Source organism: Neoalteromonas facilis (genome assembly GCF_002807665.1).
Lineage (GTDB): Bacteria > Pseudomonadota > Gammaproteobacteria > Enterobacterales > Alteromonadaceae > Alteromonas_E > Alteromonas_E facilis.
The window spans coordinates 295,533-312,302 of sequence record NZ_PEAY01000003.1 but is presented as its reverse complement, the minus strand read 5'-3'; the positions used below and the strand labels follow the sequence as shown (position 1 = coordinate 312,302).

The following is a 16,770-nucleotide window of genomic DNA, read 5'->3' as shown; positions in this document are numbered from 1 at the left end:
TTCGTAACCAAAATGTCATCAAATGTTAACGATAAGTTAACATTTTGGTTTTACATTCCTAGTTGTTGTGGTATTAATACCTTGTGAGTTGAAAAGGCAACTTTATGTACTTCGACTGACAATCGTAGTGTGCGCAAAAATAACTATAAGGAGATCGCCGTGAATAAAAACGACGTATTCGCGATGGCAGATAGTGAAAATAAAACGAGCAAACAACGAAGCAAAAAACGCAAGTGGAGAGAAATAGAAGCTATTCAAGATCGCTTCAGACTAGAAAAAGAACTCGCTGAATTCGATATGGATTTCGACTTCGACACAGCAATCAGATAACGAAAACGGCCGCATCTTTGCGGCCGTTTCTGTTTCTAGCACTTAATTTCCGACAATATTGAAGGTCTACGCTTTGCTTTAATCTTCGACCTTATCGGAAACTGGATTCGACCTCTTTCGGGAACCCGTTAGGAAACCCCTTGCGGGACTAATCGGAAGGTTAATCGGTGGCTACACTTGCCATTCGATAGGCGTTTTATTGTGCTCAGCTAACCATTGGTTGGTTTTCGAGAAATGCCCACAGCCTATAAATCCTCGGTGGGCTGATAGCGGTGATGGATGAACTGCGGTTAAGATACAATGACGTGAAGCATCAACATGCTTTGCCTTACGTTGTGCGTGCCCTCCCCATAGCATAAACACAACGTTATCGGTGTGCTCACTGATAGCCTCAATCACGTGATCAGTAAATGTTTCCCATCCTAGCTTAGCATGCGAATGCGCTTTGCCTTGCTCTACCGTCAAAACTGTATTTAGCAACAAAACGCCTTGCTTTGCCCAAGCCGTTAGATTGCCGTGGCTAGGGATGTTGAACTGTGGGAAATCCCTATCAAGCTCTTTGTAGATATTCTTCAGGGATGGCGGTGGCCTAATACCCTCAGGTACTGAAAAGCACAAACCATGCGCCTGCCCTTCACCATGATAGGGATCTTGTCCCAAAATAACGACTTTAAGGTTTTCAAGTGGAGTTAATGCAAGTGCATTAAAAACACTATCAGATGGTGGATACACTACTGTGCCTGATCGTCTGATCTGCGCAATAGTATCCATCATCTGAATAAAATAAGGTTGCTGTTTTTCCTTCCCTAAAACATCTGCCCATGTCAACGACATGAGTTATTTACCAAGCGTTGTAAACAAATACTGTTTGAGTGCCGCATAGTCATTATTGACGTCTTGTGCCAGGCTTTCTTTGCCGGCGACTTCTGCTAATGGTGCAGGTAGATTGATTGGCTGCCCCAACACATTCTCTACCGACTCGCGAAATTTTGCGGGGTGAGCTGTGCCCAAGAATAAACCTACTTCGCCGTCTTGTAGGTGATGCTGTAGCGCACGATAAGCAACCGCTGCATGAGGTTCACTAATGTAGCCTAGTTTCGCTAGCTGTTTCATAGCCAATTGCGTGTAATCTTCATCAACCATCTCGCCCACGATGTCATCGCTGGCTATTTCACCGCGTTCAAGCATGGCTTCAATGCGAGGCCAGTTGTTCGGTTGGCTAACGTCCATGGCATTAGACAACGTCGCCTGAGTGGCTTTTGGCTCCCACTTGCCTGTACGCAAATAGCGTGGCACCGTATCGTTCAAATTGGTCGCTGCCACAAAACGCTTTATCGGTAACCCCAATACTTTCGCGATAACACCTGCAGTGAGGTTGCCGAAATTACCACTTGGCACAGACACAACGAGTGAGTTGCGTTTCTCGACAGGCAACTGCGCAACCGCTTCAAAATAATAACAGACTTGCGCCAATAGACGGCTAATATTAATCGAGTTTGCCGAATTTAAGTGCAATCCATCACGCACATCAGGATCATCAAATGCTTGCTTAACCAACGCTTGGCAAGCGTCAAAATCGCCTTCAATGGCAACGGTATGAATGTTCCCGCCCAAAGTCGTGAATAACTTTTCCTGAAGTAGACTAATTTTGCCTTTAGGGAAAAGGATAACAACATTGATATTCTCAATCCCGTGGAACGCATGTGCAACCGCCGCCCCAGTATCGCCAGACGTTGCGGTGAGAATGGTAATAGGCTCACCGTCGCTTATCTGCGATAGGCATTGCGCCATAAACCGCCCACCAAAATCTTTAAACGCTAATGTTGGACCATGGAATAATTCAAGGCAGTAGGAGTTGTCTGAAATCGCTTCGATGGGCGCAGGAAAATTAAACGCTGTATTCACAATCTGTTCCAGCGTTTCTGAAGGCAGATCATCACCAATTAAGTGAGATAAAATTGCAATGCTGCGTTCAGCTAAGGGTAACGCTAACAATTCTTCTACATTTCCAAGAGGCTCGAATTGCTCTGGGAAAAACAAACCTTGTTGTTTTCCTAATCCTGTTTTAACCGCTTGAGGAAAATTTACGCGCTGCTCAGCGACTTTTAAATTAACTAGTTCCACTACTGTATTCTCACTGTTCTTATTCTGTTATGGCCCCAACGTTTGGGATGGTGCAGATATGACTAAAGCCATCGGCGTTCTGCACGTAATGTTGTTCTAAATACGCTTGGATCTGCTTTGCCTTGTCCACATCGTCAGTTACGCTGAATACTGTCGGCCCAGACCCGGATATGCCAAATGCAATACCACCAAGCTTCAGGGTTTCTTCTCGCGCAGCATCAAACCCTGGCAACAACTGTTTGCGCCAAGGTTCCGCAATCACATCATGGACAACTTTTGAAGCGGCCAACGCATCTTGCCGGTGCAAGGCGTCCACAAACACACCGACTTGGCGACCAAAGGTTAGCGTGTCCGCCATACTATAATGCTGTGGCAATATACGACGCGCTTCAGCCGTCGAAACAGACAGACCAGAATAGCAAACAATCCAATACCACTGTTCAATACTGGGAAGCTTAGAGGCAGGTTTTAATTCATCACCCGTCATTAAGGTAATGCCGCCCAAATAGGCTGGCGCGACGTTGTCATAATGCACACTACCGCTGATCCGCCCTTCAAGCTCACCCATCATGTGCAGTAAGGACTCTTCACTGAAAACGTAATCAACGTGCGCGTTTAAGGCGTGAAAAGCGGCCACAATTGACGCTGCGCTACTACCTAGTCCGCTACCAATGGGTAAGCGCTTTTCAAGGTGCATCGCCAGCGCAGGGCATTGCTTTCCGATGGCACGCATTTGCTCATTAAAAAAGGCGTAGCATTGCATAACGATATTATCGCTAGGCTCGCCTGGCAAACGATCAGCAAAGCGCCCACCAACCGTTAGTGATGTTTCATCCGCATCGGTGACGCGCACACTGTCGCCCAACGCAGCACCATCAATTGGCCGCACGGCTGCGCCTAGAATATCGAACCCGAGGCTTAGATTACCTATCGATGCAGGTGCAAACGCTACCGTCGACTTTTGTTGACTAATGGACATCTTGTTTCCATGGCATAGTTCTCAAAATATCAGCAAAGACACCCGCGGCAGTTACCGTTGCCCCCGCTCCGTAGCCTCTTATAACATACGGAATCGGTTGATAATAGGCACTGTGAATAGCCAACGCATTCTCACCATCTTTGACCGCCGCAAGCGGATGTTCAAGCGGTACAGCTTGAATATTTACATGACATTTGCCATTGCTGATGGAGCCCACGTAACGTAAGACTTTGCCTTCATTTCTGGCATCTTCTACACGTTGCACAAATAGCCCATCGAGCGACGTCAAATTGTCAAGAAAAGTGTCCACAGAGCCTGATGCATCAAAATCTTTTGGTAACACTGACTCAATATGAATATCATCTAATTCCAATTTCATGTCAGCTTCTCTTGCCATAATAAGAAGCTTGCGGGCTACGTCCATACCACTAAGATCATCGCGAGGGTCGGGCTCAGTAAAACCTTTAGCTCGCGCTATACGAGTCGCTTCTGAAAGTGTTTTACCATCTTCGAGTTCACCAAAAACATAGGATAATGAGCCTGACAAAATGCCTTCAAAGCGTTCTAAGCTATCGCCTGCACTGAGCAGTTTTTGCAAATTATCAATGACTGGCAACCCTGCGCCAACGGTCGCTTCATACAGATATTGTCGGCTTGTTAGCTGCGCCACATCGTGTAATTGGTGATAGTAAGCTAATGACTTGGTATTGGCTTTTTTGTTAGGTGTCACAACATGGAAACCACTCTCCAATAGGGACAGGTACATGTCAGCAACACTGTCACTGCTGGTGCAGTCAACAATGACCGGATTAACCAGTGCATTATCTGCCACAAACTGACTTATTGATTCAGGTGAAAACGCCTGCTCTGCATTTTCCAATTTGACCTTCCAGTCAGTCGCTAGGTCGATACCGTTCGCATCAAGCAAAATTTTGCGACTGTTGGCAATACCGTAAACATTCAAGCGCACTTTTCGCTCTGACAACAAAGGTTGTTGACGCTCTATTTGGTCTAACAGTGCACCACCTACGGTGCCACAACCGACTAAAAATACATCGATTGTATGAGAATTGGAGAAGAAATTTTGATGGATCACTTTCACTGCTTTTTTTCCTTTGCGACCTTCAATAACGGTCGAAATAGAACGCTCAGACGATCCCTGAGCAATGGCGACATTGTTGACTCTTGCCTGCGCGAGGGCACTAAAGAAACGCGCAGCTAAACCTTTTTGATGGCGCATGCCATCACCAACAAGTGTCACAATTGCCAATCCTTTTCGTACTTCTATGGGATCAAGCAGTTGATTAGTTAATTCCAAGGCAAAGGCGTCTTCCAAAACGTCTAGAGCCTTGCTTGCATCTTTTTCATGAATACAGAAACTAATGCTGTACTCACTGGATGATTGAGTGATTAAACATATCGATATATTGGCATGGGCCAACACCTCAAAAACGCGACTAGCCATACCCACCATGCCTTTCATACCTGGTCCAGCAACGTTAAACATGGCCATGTCGTCAAGTTGAGAAATTCCCTTCACACTAGTCCATTTTGTGCTCGGCTCAGCACTGATCAATGTACCCTGCGCGGATGGGTTTAACGTATTCTTGATCCAACAAGGAATGTGAAACTGCGCAATAGGCCCTATCGTCTTTGGATGCAATACCTTGGCACCAAAGTAAGATAATTCCATGGCTTCTTGATATGTAAGCTTGTCTAGCAGTACTGCACCTTCAACCTGATTAGGGTCGGCGTTGTATACACCGTCCACATCCGTCCAAATTTCACAGCCCTCGGCGCTTATGCATGCAGCCAGTATTGCCGCAGAGTAATCGGAGCCATTGCGCCCCAGAGTCACTTTTTCACCTTTGTCATTAGCCGCTACGAAACCCGGCATGATCAACAATTCACTGCCATCCGTCGGCACATGTTCAAAGCGAGCTCGACTTGCTTGTAAGTCTGCAACGCTATCTAGGTAGTCGCCTTCTGCTAACACATATTCAACAGGGTCAATCACGCGATTGAGGATCCCAGCCGCACTCAACAAGTGACTGAATAAGGTTACGCTGACATATTCACCAATACTTAAAATGCCGGCTGTAACAGCTGGCGGTGCCATACCCAGCAGACGCACACCTTCCAACTGAGCCGCCAATGACGATAAACGCTCGCTGATAAATGCTGTAACTTGTTCGCGCTCAAATCCAGGTTGAGCATCATCTAGTTCTGTTGCAATGCTGGTAAGTGTCATTTCTAACTTAGCGAACAACTCACCAAAATCACGCCCAGCTGCCGCCTCGTCACAAAGTAAAGAAAGTGCGTTGGTTACTCCCTTCGGCGCTGATAGAACAACCGCCGCGCCCCCGGTCTCATGTGCTTGACGACTAATTTCCACCACATTCATATAGCGCTGTGCATCTGCCAGTGATGAGCCACCAAACTTCATAACCTTCATAACCTGAACTCCCTAAACTGTTCTAGAAGCAAAAAAAAACCCGCTTGGTTTAAGCGGGCTTTCGTTGATTTAGTTATACGCACTAGCCAACGACCGCCCTAATAAAGGTGGTTGTCATCATGCCGATAGTGCTAATAATTGTTTTCATGGGTGCAATGTGACGTATAGACGTCTAGATGTCAATACTGATTTGAAAAATAATCATTGCGGCACATCCAAACACATCGGCATACACAGCAAATCAACTCTATCAAAGTAATTGAGTGGCGCAACTAGCAAAGGGAAATAATAAAGATATCTCCACTCTATGCTGGGCATAGAGTGGAGACAAAATAAAGGTTAGTTTGGCGTTAACTCAATGATCAACGCAAATTCACGGTTAGATGTAGCCGATAGTTTTTTACTCAAATCTAACTTGTTGGTTGTGACTACTGAACCATCAGGTTGACGGACTTTCAACACCGTGGTGTAACCCGCTTTGGCAAAGTCAAACAAGATAAATCCATTGTAGTTTTCAGACACATTCTCACAATTGAAGAATGGTGTAGATTTACCTTTAGGTACATCAATCACACACGAGAAGTTGTTCGGATTAGGATCTATCGCAATCGTGGTCAAGTCCACATAGCTTGATTTCTTGGTGTTATTGGTTTCACAGCTTTCCGCGACACCGTTAACCGTGATAATACAGTTAATATCAACCACCAAGCCATAAAACTTCTCTGTACCCGCTTTGCTATTTACGGTAACCGTAATGCTGTCATCTACACGCGCGCCTGCAACTTCATCGGGTGAAATTGCGCCTGTACCCGTGATACTGGCATTGTATGCATAGCCCTGCACCGCCACTTTAGTTACACCATCTTTAAGTGCTTCCAAACGACCTCTGCTGTAAGTGCCGTAAAAATCATTGACGGGATCAACAATCGTTTCGATATCTTCTTGAGTTACCGTGGCAATCGTTCCATCAACAGTACTCCAGTCTGATAGCAAGGTTAAATTAATATCATAGAAAGGCGTAAACGCTTTCCAATCAGGGTCACCGGCCGCAATCTTGGCCTGAACTTTGGCTGTATGCGCAGACGTCATTCGGTCAAGATATATGCCACGCGATATTAATTGGTAACCACCTGGTAACACCGTAAGGTCTCGACCAGCAGGTTTTGCAGGTCTGGCGCCACCACTGATTTCAGCCGCAATCACACCTTCGGAATAGCTGGTGTAGGCCGCTAAATTAGCCCCTGCAAACAAGAAGCTATCATCAAACTCTACAACGTCTATCAGCTGCCAATCTGGATAAATCTCAAAAAATCCATCTACGCGTTTAAAGCGACATGCCTCATGATATTTATCCCCAGTGCTGGTCGCCGGTGTGAAAGAACCATTTGCTTCGCGGAAATAGTGTTTGTGTGGACCACCCGCTTCAGTGCGGTAGTAATTTTCATTCGCTACGGTGGTTGAAGTATCATGGTGATCTCGACAGCACTGCACACATAAAGACGGTTGCTGGTTGTTTGCAGGCTCGCCGGTCATCTTGGTCATTTCCTCGCCTGATTTAACCACTAAAGCATCATCATCAAGCACCGTCATAGACGCAGACATACCCTTACCCGTTCCCGCTAGGGCACAGGTACAGTTCACTGTTAAGAACTCTTCTTGTTCTAGCTTGTCGGTCTCGTTAAGCAGTTCTAAGTATCGAATCGTTTCAAACTGAACCACATTGTTTTCGCCTTGATTATCAATATCAGGCACAGGTTTACTGGTCTCAATTTTCTCGCCGTTGCCTAACTCATACGAAATAACATCAGGCGCTGCGCCCGGCACATAGGCGACTTGCGGCTGATTCTTGGCATTATCGGTTTCATTGGTAGCTTGGAAACTGCGCCCTACGGGAATTGGGGCCACACTACCATCGATAGAGACTGTTTTTGCGTCTCCGTCGGTATTGACGTAAGACACACTCACCGTAATCGATTTTTGCGTCGGGTATGGTGGTAATACGCCCGGTAACCCTGGGTCTCCGGCATTTAGCCAAGCATCTGCTGTGCCGTCTGCGTCAGTATCAACAAAATACTGATCGGTAACCTGCCAAGAACGAGTAAACTGGTGCACCTGACCAGCCGCGGATTTAATGGCCACATTGACAGGGCCAGCGGCTAAAGTCCCCCCCTGATTATTGACAATATCATTAAATGCAACAGCACCAGCGGTGGTTTGTAACTCATCAAATTGGCGCAAATCGTCCAGCTTTTCTTGTGCCAGTTCAGTGGCAACAGAACGCAAATTTATGGTCGAGTCCGATCGAACCAACTCGCTTTGCAGAGTGACATAGCCCGTCACACCGATCATTACGATCAATGCAACAACAATTACTTCAATTAAGGCAAAACCTCTCATACTCACCTCTCTAAAAATCGCGCCAGCTTCCGGGGATCCGCGCGACACGTTGGAACGTGTCGTTCAGCTCCAACTGAGCTAGGACGTCTGCATCGTAAACTGCATTGTAGGTGCCGTTTGCGTGACCAACAGGATGATTTGAAGCAACGACCCCATTGACTTGGGCGCCACCAATCATATTGATTTCAAAATCAGCCACGACACCTGGTTTACGAAAAGAAAACACCATTCCATGGATTTCAGCACCACCGTTCATGGTTAAATCACCATCAGTAACAATCAAGATGACAGGGTCTGCCGTTGATCCCACGACAGTACCTGCATTGATATGGCAGTCGCCGTCCATCCAAATTAAGCCTGATGTTGCAGCATTAAGGCCTGCACAGGAATTGATAACCAGGTCTGCATCAGAGCGAAGCGTCGCCCATTCTGCTTCAGGGACATTGAATAAATATTCCATAAGATCCGTTGGAAAGCTTGGATCGTTGTCGAGGATATCCAAGTCCTTAAATCCCTTTTCTGAATAAGGCGAAGAACTGCAGTTACCATCGGTAAATTCCTGTAACCCGCAAGTAGTGCCGCTACCATTATTGAGATCAACATCCAAATCTGTCCAAATAGACAGGGGGACTCCTGTACCGCCGCCATTAGGGTTAGCCGCAACCTCAAAATTACCGCCAACGGCTAATCCACCTGCTACGATTAAAGGTACATCAGGCGGATTTGCTAGCACCGAATACTGCAAGGCTTGCTCAATTACCGTCACATTGGCCAAACCATCAGCCGAGGTACCGACAGCGGTGATCGTGACTACATCCACGGTCGCAGAATTGCGCGCAACTTCTTGGCGCACACCGGTCACATTAAATTGGCTTTGATTAACCAACAGTTCATTGAATGCTGCACCATTCCAGCGAGGTTCATCCATCAAGCGACCAAACGCTTTCATTGAGCCCGCCTCCGCTGCAGCGAAGGCTTCCTTGTAGTTTTGAGTATTCAGCGTAATTTGATGTTCAACCGTTTTGATACGCCCGGTGTACAAGGTACCCAATGTTACCAACACCAATAGCAGCACCGATGCTGCCAACATCATGGCACCACGCTGCGCCTGAAAAGACGATTGAGGGGAATATGAACGATTAATCATAATTTCTTACCACAAAACTGGAATCAAAGCGGCGGCTAATCGCATTGTCAGCAACGAGTTGCCCTTGCAAACTAATGGTTATTTCGTTCGCCGCCACACCATTTTCAATAATTTGATTCAGCACAAAGGTGAGGGATGTAATGGACGTCATCCCCGGATCTGTCAATGGGATCCAGCCAACATCCTCGCACGCGAGTCCATTGGTACGCATTTCAACTGCGCCGTTACGTAAGCGGTAACCGTAATTCTCATTGTTACCTGCCGCGACGTCTAACACGCCGTCATTATCATTGTCGTAACTAAATAATATACAACTGTTGGCTAGCTCACCTGGAAACGCGCCTATTGCAATACTGCCAGCAAATGCAGACGGATTTGCTGCGGGATCAGCCACCATCAATACCGAGTTACCGTTGTAACCTGCACGTCGCACGTCGCGCGTAATTAATGTCATGACGTTGCCCACTTCTTCGTTTAAACGAGAACTGGCGAGCAACTTGGCATTCACCCCCATGCCATAGCCTACTAAGCCTGCTAACGCAGAAATAGCGGTAACCCCTATAGCAAGGGCGATTAACAGCTCGATTAAGGTTGCCCCGCGTTGAAGGCCTGTCGATTTAATTAACATGCTGGATACGTCCCTAAACTTCCGGTTTCCATGCAAATGCGTAAACGGCCAATATTACTTAGCTCCAAACGCGCTTCTGCATCACCATCTGAAAGCACAAAACTGCCCGCATTATTCAGTGCCATACCGCGTTGACCGTCATAAACAGTAAACGCGTTACCGCCAAAATTAATTTCCTGTAATACGATATTGTCAAAATCGGTCGCATCAATGACTCGCTCCACACCATCTACCTGACAACTATTTGCAACCTGACAATTACACACACCACCGTCACTCACGCCTATGCACCAGGGCGCTGTGTCATCAAAATTAACTGTGATATTGTTGCCTGAACTAATAGCTCTGGAACGAGCAGACTGCATGGTGAAATAACTCGACTCCACCGCACCTTTGTGTGCCATGATACGTTGAGATTCTACGATTGACGGTGCACCAACAGTGATCACGATGCCAATGATGGCAATGACGACAATCAGCTCTAAGAGCGTCAATCCTTTAGCGTTGTACATGGTTCGCAAAATTAATACCTAAACGTTTTATTTATGTATCTATACTAATATCCTATGACACATTGTAGTTTAGTTTCTTCGGCTAAGCGTATCTGGTTACACAATTGGTATATGAGGTAATAATTATGACTTATCGGAAACAACGCGGCTTTACGTTAGTCGAGTTAATGCTAGTAGTAGCAATTATGGGTATTATTGCGGCTATCGCTATTCCCTCATACAACAGCCAAGTGATTGAATCCCGGCGAGATGATGTACAAAAACAGCTTTTGCATTTGCAGATCCAACAAGAGGCATGGCGCTTGGAAAATGTGAGCTACGCTGCAGCTGCAAACCTGACATTGCCGGCAAACGATTTTTATACTTTTAGTGTGGCCAACGTCACAGCCACGACCTACACCATTACGGCCACTGCGAAAGGAAAGCAAACACAGGATGCAGGCTGCACCACACTTAATCTGGACCAGTCAATGAACCGAACGCCAGCTGATTGTTGGTAAGGGTATAAATTTGATGCTTAATACAATCCAAAACGCTGCAGAGTCGTGTGCAGGCGCGCGGAATCTACGGGCTTGGTAATAAAGTCTAATGCCCCTAAGGACAATACACGTTCTTGCATCTGTGGTTGAATATCACCAGATACAACAATGACAAAGACTTCTAGCGACTTTTGTTTGATTTGACGTAGTACTTCAACCCCGTCCATAAAGGGCATCGTTAGGTCTAGGAATAGTAAACTAATAGGACGTTGTTCCAGTATTTCTAATGCTTGCTCACCATTTTCAGCAGTAAAAACTTGCTGAGCCAATGGATCGGGTAAGCTCCTACGCACCATTTTACGCGCGAGCGAAGAATCATCACAAATGAGTACTGGAAACGACATAGTGTGTCCTTGTTATTATTATAACTGTGCCGAAGTTAGCTCAAGTTACCCGATAAGAGTGGAAAAGGGAAGTATTTGCACAGTTCTTAAAGAATGTTCATCTGGTAATTAAGCGTCACAATGCTACTCTAGCCGCACAAGATGAACGAGCGTAAGGCATGAGTGATACTAAGATTTGCGCAAAAGTTGCGTATCAAATTCTTAACGGTTTTGACAAAAATTATCGCTGGTACACCCGGATTACGCGTGGCGCTCAAACCCGCTTTGAACAAGGCGAGTGGGCAGCCACACAAGCTGCCGTCAAAGAGCGCATAACCATTTATGAACAAAGTCTGTCAGATGTTGTTAGCGAAATTTATCAGCAAATTCATGTGCACCATCAAAATCTTGCATTTTGGCAGCAACTTAAGCGCCATTTCCAACATTTACTCGACAATCATCCCCAATATGAATTAGCTGAAACGTTCTATAACTCGGTCATTGGTCGTGTCTTTCGGCATCGTCAAATCGATCAGAGCATTATGTTTGTGCTACCCAGCCGCTGTTTTCTATCTGGACATGATCGCGACAAAGTAGTGAATAGTTTCGATACCACGGGTACCGTTAGAGCGATGCACGAGTCAATACTGAATACATACCGATTCAATATTGCTTTTGAAGATAAGGAACGCGACCTTCAACTGATGGACGAAGCCTTACGCAGTCGCCTTAACCGAGAACAATTGGCCAGTGTACATACCGTGGAATTGCTCAAGCCGATATTTTTCCGAGGCAAAGCCGCCTATTTAATCGGTCGTATTTGCATGCCTGATGACACCTTGCCCTTCGTTTTGGCCCTGCAAACCAATGACCAACATCAACTCTTTGTCGACGCGTTATTAACGGAGCGCAAAGACTTAAGCGTAGTTTTTGGCTTTGCACGTTCTTATTTTATGGCTGATACCCAATTCCCTGCAGAGGTTGTCGCTTTTCTACAAGAACTCCTCCCCAACAAGAAGCACTTTGAGCTTTACATGGCTTTAGGGTTTTATAAGCATGGAAAAACCGTGTTTTACCGCAACTTTCTGGAACACGTGCAACATTCCACAGATAACTTCTGTATTGCACCGGGGATCCGCGGTTTAGTGATGATGGTATTCCACTTACCTTCATATGGTGTGGTGTTCAAGATCATCAAAGATGAATTCGCTGAAAGTAAAAAGATCACGCGTGAACACGTCAAAGACTGCTATCGATTGGTTAAAACATCCGATCGCGTTGGCCGCATGGCAGACACTCATGAATACGTTAATTTCCGCTTTCCACGCTCTCGTATGGACCAAGCGTTGATTGAAGAGCTGTTAGAAACCTGTGCGTCAAGCGTGGAGCTTACCGATGATGAAGTCATTATTAAGCATCTTTATATTGAGCGAAAGATGACGCCTTTAAACCTGTACCTACAGCAAGAAACAGACCCCGACAAGATCCGTCATGCTATTGATGAATTGGGTTTATGCATCAAACAAATTGCGCTCGCCAATATCTTTCCGGGCGATATGCTGCATAAGAATTTTGGCATTACCAAACATGGCCGCGTGATCTTCTACGACTACGATGAAATCTGCCTAATGCACGAACGTAATTTCCGTGAACTACCAAAGTCAGATGATCCATATGCCTTAGACACATTATCCGTTGCGCCCAACGATGTGTTTCCCGAGCAGTTTGAACACTTTATTGTCGGCAAAAAGGAATTTAAGGACATCCTTAAAGAGCTACACAGTGACTTAATGTCGGCTGATTATTGGCGAGAAGTTCAACGCATTACAGCCACAGGCGCAATCCAAAACTTCTCTCCATATCCAGCAGATCGTCGTTTTCTATCCAGAACAGGGTAATCGGCTCAACCAAACGCCAACAACAATCTTACCAACAGGGTGATAGAGCAACCAAAGCCTATCACCCATACGATGCTGCGCAGAATATCCCAATTAAGCCAATAAAAAACAAGGTAAGCGAGCCTACTGACAACAAAACTGATTGCTAGCCACTTCGCCGTACTGTCTATGGCTCCTAGCGCGAGTACCGTAACAGCCGCGGGGGTGAAATAAGCGATCGCTTCAAAACTATTCTTATGTGCCGCAAGCGCTCGCGCACCATAGCCTTCTAACTGATCTTGCTGTGCTCTGGGATGCTTGTTGTCATATCCTCCACGAGCGTGCATTGCCAATGCAACTGGCGCCTTTGCGACCATCGGCAATATCAGTGTTATCAGGATACAAATTAGCATAACGGCCATGTGAATTTCCTTTCTTTGTTGTGAGCAATGAATTGAGGACTATACAATTATACCTTGGGTACTTCGGTTAATACGACGTCTGATTCCTGCCGTTACGTTTGCCCTCATACAACTTCTTGTCCGCAATATTGATACACTCATCCAATGATTGCTCTGGCTGTATTTCACTGACCCCAATAGTGATCGTGATATTCAAGGCACGATTGTTAATATTGAAGGTTGATTGCTCAATAGCACTGCGGATTTTTTCAGCTGTCACCACGGCTGTTTTCAGATCGGTATTTACCGCTAACATGATAAATTCTTCACCACCCCAGCGCGCCAAAAGATCGTGCTTTCTCGTTAAATTCTGCATGACCTTAGAACATTCAACTAGCACCTCATCGCCACACGCATGCCCGCATTCATCATTGATTGCTTTAAAATGGTCAATATCAATCATCAACATCGAGAATGGGATCTCTTGTCGTTTGTAACGATCCAGCTCAATTTCTGCATGCGCTCTGAAGTCACGGCGGTTTTTTAAGCCTGTCAGCTCATCAACGGTTGATAATAAGTGCAGCTTACGGTTGGACTCTTCTAAGTCTTTTGTTCTTTTTTCTACTAACTTGCGCAGTTCTTCAGAGCGTATCTGGAATGACCAAATTCGCCACCGGTACATGCCGGTGATCAGCATAAGAATTAATACGCCCCACAGGGCCTTTGACCAAGTGTTCCAATACCAAGGCGGAGTCACGACTATGTTTATGCTCGCTTCTTTATCACTCCAAACGCCATCTTTATTGGTGCCCCGTACTCGCAGTTTATAACGTCCTGGGTCGAGGTTGGTGTAGGTGGCAACACGATGACGTGCAATAGCCGTATTCCAATCAGTGTCAAACCCTTCCAACTTAAAAGCGTACTGATTATTCTCAGGTGCTGAAAAATCCAGCGCACTGAATTCAATACTGAATACATTGTCGGTGTGCTGAAGCGCGATACGATCCGCGATATGGATAGGGTCTATCAAAGTAGCATGAGCGACATCCTTTGGATTGGGCTGGATGGGTTTATTTAGAACCAACAAACTGGTCAACACGATATCGGGCTCCCAACGAGACAGCGCGATGTCCTTCGGATAAAAATGTGACATCCCCCGAGGCCCACCAAAGAAAATTTCGCCTTGCTGTGTGCGTACACTATGATTGATATAATAACCTTCAGAATACGCGCCATTCTTTTTGTTGAAATAGCCAATGGATTTATTCTGCTGGTCAACATGGGCCACCCCTTCGGTCGTACTGACCCAAAGATTGCCCGACTCACCTTGCTGTACGCCACCTACCGACAAAGTAGCCAAGTGGGACTGAGGGTAGAGAGCCTCAAATTCCATGCTACCGTCGACGTCCTTCAATGAATAAATGCCTGAGCCTTGGGTACCCAAAATATAATTGTTAATGCCCAGCGAGGATATCCACGTAACAACACGAGGACTGCGTTGATTCTCAGGGCGTGATTCGTCATGTAAATTCTCTGTCTCTCCTGAGTGTTTATTGACTTTAATCAGCCCTTCAATAGTACCTGTGAGAATGTAGTCATCATGATCTACGTAACTGTGCGTAACTGTCGAAAGAGGCCAGTGTCCAAGCGTATCTAAACTCGTTGAATCAATTCGATATAATCCACTGTTGAAGGTCCCGACCCACATATGTTGGTTTCGGTCCATGACAATATGAAAGATGCTGTCATCAGGCAGAATGTTGGTATTAATTAAATTAGGCTCCGATTCATACAAGAAAAAAATCCCTGCTGTCGTACCCACCCAAAAGCGCTGATGCTTAGCATCATACTCGATACTGCGAACGACGCTTTGTTGCGCCGTTTCAATGCTCGGGAAACGCCATGGCCCTTGAATATCACCATTCTGTTCGCGCTTCCAAATACCTTCCGCGGTACCAAACCAAATATTGTCATCCGCATCTTTAACCAATCCACGTACCCATGTAAAAGGCTTTGCGTTTACTGATTTAATCAGCAGACTGTTAGGGTCAAAAATAGAAAAACCGCCTGTCCATGTGCCTTGCCAAACTAACCCTGACGCACTTTCAAAGGTGCGTGTCATATGGGCAGAACTCAAAAGCGTCGCTTCGTCGCTACGATAATATAAATCAGAAGGTGCGGATTTACTGTCAGCTCGCAGAATGCTCAATCCTGTCATCGCACTGACCCATATATCGCCATTACGTAATTGCTTAATCGAATTAATACCTGACTGCACCAACGAATCAGATAACCCTCCCAGCTGACTTAACTGAGCTAATTGCCCTGTGCCATCAGGCTTGCGTAACACACCATTGCGCAAGGTAGAAATCCAAAATTCACCTGATTCTAACCGCTCAATATCGGTAACTTGCTCACCCAATAAAGCTGACGTCGCCGTTGCGCTGTCACTTAAATCAATCGCAAACAAACCTTCAGTGGTGGCGACTAGAAGTTCTCCACTGCTATCAGGCTCAATGTCTAAAACCCATGAGCTCTCGCGAATATCCAGTGTTACCGGCGAAAACGAGTCGACATCACGATTATATTTAAAAACCCCATGACGAGTTCCAACCCACACCTGATCATCTTCATCTACCGTGATTGTTGAAACGATGTAACGCTGCTCTCCGTCATCACCAATTAACGCATAGTGAGAAAATGAGTCAGTAGCATAGTGGTATCGGCTCAACCCACCCGAGGTCGCTACCCAAATATCATCGGTTACGGGGTCGAGCGCTAACTTGTAGGCAAACTCGCCCACAGGCCCTGAACCATCTTGCGCTTTATCTTTCTTATAAATGACAAAATTATACCCATCGTAGCGATTGATCCCGTTTTGAGTGGCTAGCCAAATGAACCCTTTGCGGTCTTGGATGATATCGGCAACGGTTACCTGTGACAGACCGTCACTGACTGATATATGACGAAAATAAGTGGGAACATTAGGGGACGCACTCTCGGGATGATCAGGCACCCCTAGTGCAAAAGTTGAATAGATAAAAAATACAGCGTAAAA

General features: G+C 45.8%; 14 protein-coding genes. 3 read left to right on the top strand and 11 right to left on the bottom strand.

Going from position 1 to position 16,770, the window contains the following annotated elements; translation table 11 throughout:
- The first annotated feature begins 159 nt into the window (after positions 1-159).
- The gene (locus CSH93_RS09735) at positions 160-330 is read left to right on the top strand and encodes a DUF3545 family protein (protein WP_100643051.1); all 171 of its coding nucleotides are present in this window, start codon (positions 160-162) and stop codon (positions 328-330) included.
- Positions 331-501: 171 nt separating this feature from the next.
- On the opposite strand, the gene ung is transcribed toward CSH93_RS09735, so the two are convergent.
- The 8 genes from ung to CSH93_RS09695 all read right to left on the bottom strand — a co-directional run bounded on the left by ung (position 502) and on the right by CSH93_RS09695 (position 10,572).
- On the bottom strand, positions 502-1,164 hold the full coding sequence (gene ung / locus CSH93_RS09730; RefSeq protein ID WP_100643050.1) for a uracil-DNA glycosylase: 663 nt from the start codon (positions 1,162-1,164) through the stop codon (positions 502-504).
- Between the two features lie 3 nt (positions 1,165-1,167).
- On the bottom strand, positions 1,168-2,454 hold the full coding sequence (gene thrC, locus CSH93_RS09725; protein WP_100643049.1) for a threonine synthase: 1,287 nt from the start codon (positions 2,452-2,454) through the stop codon (positions 1,168-1,170).
- 19 nt (positions 2,455-2,473) lie between these two features.
- Complete coding sequence (thrB, locus tag CSH93_RS09720; protein WP_100643048.1) at positions 2,474-3,433, bottom strand: homoserine kinase; 960 nt, start codon at positions 3,431-3,433, stop codon at positions 2,474-2,476.
- Complete coding sequence (gene thrA, locus CSH93_RS09715) at positions 3,423-5,888, bottom strand: bifunctional aspartate kinase/homoserine dehydrogenase I (RefSeq protein WP_100643047.1); 2,466 nt, start codon at positions 5,886-5,888, stop codon at positions 3,423-3,425. Before thrA ends, thrB begins: the two co-directional genes overlap by 11 nt.
- Positions 5,889-6,227: 339 nt before the next feature.
- The gene (locus CSH93_RS09710; protein ID WP_100643046.1) at positions 6,228-8,285 is read right to left on the bottom strand and encodes a type IV pilus modification PilV family protein; all 2,058 of its coding nucleotides are present in this window, start codon (positions 8,283-8,285) and stop codon (positions 6,228-6,230) included.
- 10 nt (positions 8,286-8,295) lie between these two features.
- Positions 8,296-9,432, bottom strand: coding sequence for a PilX N-terminal domain-containing pilus assembly protein (locus tag CSH93_RS09705; RefSeq protein WP_100643045.1), 1,137 nt, complete (start codon positions 9,430-9,432; stop codon positions 8,296-8,298).
- Entirely contained in the window at positions 9,425-10,060 is a 636-nt protein-coding gene (locus CSH93_RS09700) for a prepilin cleavage protein (RefSeq protein WP_100643044.1), read from the bottom strand. Before CSH93_RS09700 ends, CSH93_RS09705 begins: the two co-directional genes overlap by 8 nt.
- Positions 10,054-10,572 (bottom strand): GspH/FimT family protein, encoded by a 519-nt coding sequence (locus tag CSH93_RS09695; protein WP_100643381.1) that lies wholly within the window; start codon positions 10,570-10,572, stop codon positions 10,054-10,056. Before CSH93_RS09695 ends, CSH93_RS09700 begins: the two co-directional genes overlap by 7 nt.
- Before the next feature lie 125 nt (positions 10,573-10,697).
- Between CSH93_RS09695 and CSH93_RS09690 the strand changes: the two genes are divergently transcribed.
- Positions 10,698-11,072 carry a type IV pilin protein gene (locus CSH93_RS09690; protein WP_100643043.1) on the top strand — a complete coding sequence of 125 codons (375 nt, stop codon included), beginning with the start codon at positions 10,698-10,700 and terminating at the stop codon, positions 11,070-11,072.
- Between the two features lie 17 nt (positions 11,073-11,089).
- Here CSH93_RS09690 and CSH93_RS09685 read toward each other — a convergent pair whose 3' ends face one another.
- Positions 11,090-11,455 (bottom strand): response regulator, encoded by a 366-nt coding sequence (locus CSH93_RS09685; protein ID WP_100643042.1) that lies wholly within the window; start codon positions 11,453-11,455, stop codon positions 11,090-11,092.
- 158 nt (positions 11,456-11,613) lie between these two features.
- Between CSH93_RS09685 and aceK the strand changes: the two genes are divergently transcribed.
- Positions 11,614-13,332 carry a bifunctional isocitrate dehydrogenase kinase/phosphatase gene (gene aceK / locus CSH93_RS09680; protein ID WP_100643041.1) on the top strand — a complete coding sequence of 573 codons (1,719 nt, stop codon included), beginning with the start codon at positions 11,614-11,616 and terminating at the stop codon, positions 13,330-13,332.
- Positions 13,333-13,337: 5 nt separating this feature from the next.
- On the opposite strand, the gene CSH93_RS09675 is transcribed toward aceK, so the two are convergent.
- Together CSH93_RS09675 and CSH93_RS09670 are read right to left on the bottom strand one after the other, a co-directional pair.
- On the bottom strand, positions 13,338-13,733 hold the full coding sequence (locus CSH93_RS09675; RefSeq protein ID WP_100643040.1) for an MAPEG family protein: 396 nt from the start codon (positions 13,731-13,733) through the stop codon (positions 13,338-13,340).
- A gap of 67 nt (positions 13,734-13,800) precedes the next feature.
- Positions 13,801-16,728 (bottom strand): ligand-binding sensor domain-containing diguanylate cyclase, encoded by a 2,928-nt coding sequence (locus CSH93_RS09670; RefSeq protein ID WP_100643039.1) that lies wholly within the window; start codon positions 16,726-16,728, stop codon positions 13,801-13,803.
- Between the last annotated feature and the right edge of the window lie 42 nt (positions 16,729-16,770).

What these genes read in the sequence shown, in the direction of transcription:
- ung (WP_100643050.1), bottom strand. Translation starts at nt 1,164, where the DNA reads ATGTCGTTGACATGGGCAGATGTTTTAGGGAAGGAAAAACAGCAACCT.
- thrB (WP_100643048.1), bottom strand. Translation starts at nt 3,433, where the DNA reads ATGTCCATTAGTCAACAAAAGTCGACGGTAGCGTTTGCACCTGCATCG.
- thrA (WP_100643047.1), bottom strand. Translation starts at nt 5,888, where the DNA reads ATGAAGGTTATGAAGTTTGGTGGCTCATCACTGGCAGATGCACAGCGC.
- CSH93_RS09710 (WP_100643046.1), bottom strand. Translation starts at nt 8,285, where the DNA reads ATGAGAGGTTTTGCCTTAATTGAAGTAATTGTTGTTGCATTGATCGTA.
- CSH93_RS09705 (WP_100643045.1), bottom strand. Translation starts at nt 9,432, where the DNA reads ATGATTAATCGTTCATATTCCCCTCAATCGTCTTTTCAGGCGCAGCGT.
- CSH93_RS09700 (WP_100643044.1), bottom strand. Translation starts at nt 10,060, where the DNA reads ATGTTAATTAAATCGACAGGCCTTCAACGCGGGGCAACCTTAATCGAG.
- CSH93_RS09695 (WP_100643381.1), bottom strand. Translation starts at nt 10,572, where the DNA reads ATGTACAACGCTAAAGGATTGACGCTCTTAGAGCTGATTGTCGTCATT.
- CSH93_RS09690 (WP_100643043.1), top strand. Translation starts at nt 10,698, where the DNA reads ATGACTTATCGGAAACAACGCGGCTTTACGTTAGTCGAGTTAATGCTA.
- CSH93_RS09685 (WP_100643042.1), bottom strand. Translation starts at nt 11,455, where the DNA reads ATGTCGTTTCCAGTACTCATTTGTGATGATTCTTCGCTCGCGCGTAAA.
- aceK (WP_100643041.1), top strand. Translation starts at nt 11,614, where the DNA reads ATGAGTGATACTAAGATTTGCGCAAAAGTTGCGTATCAAATTCTTAAC.
- CSH93_RS09675 (WP_100643040.1), bottom strand. Translation starts at nt 13,733, where the DNA reads ATGGCCGTTATGCTAATTTGTATCCTGATAACACTGATATTGCCGATG.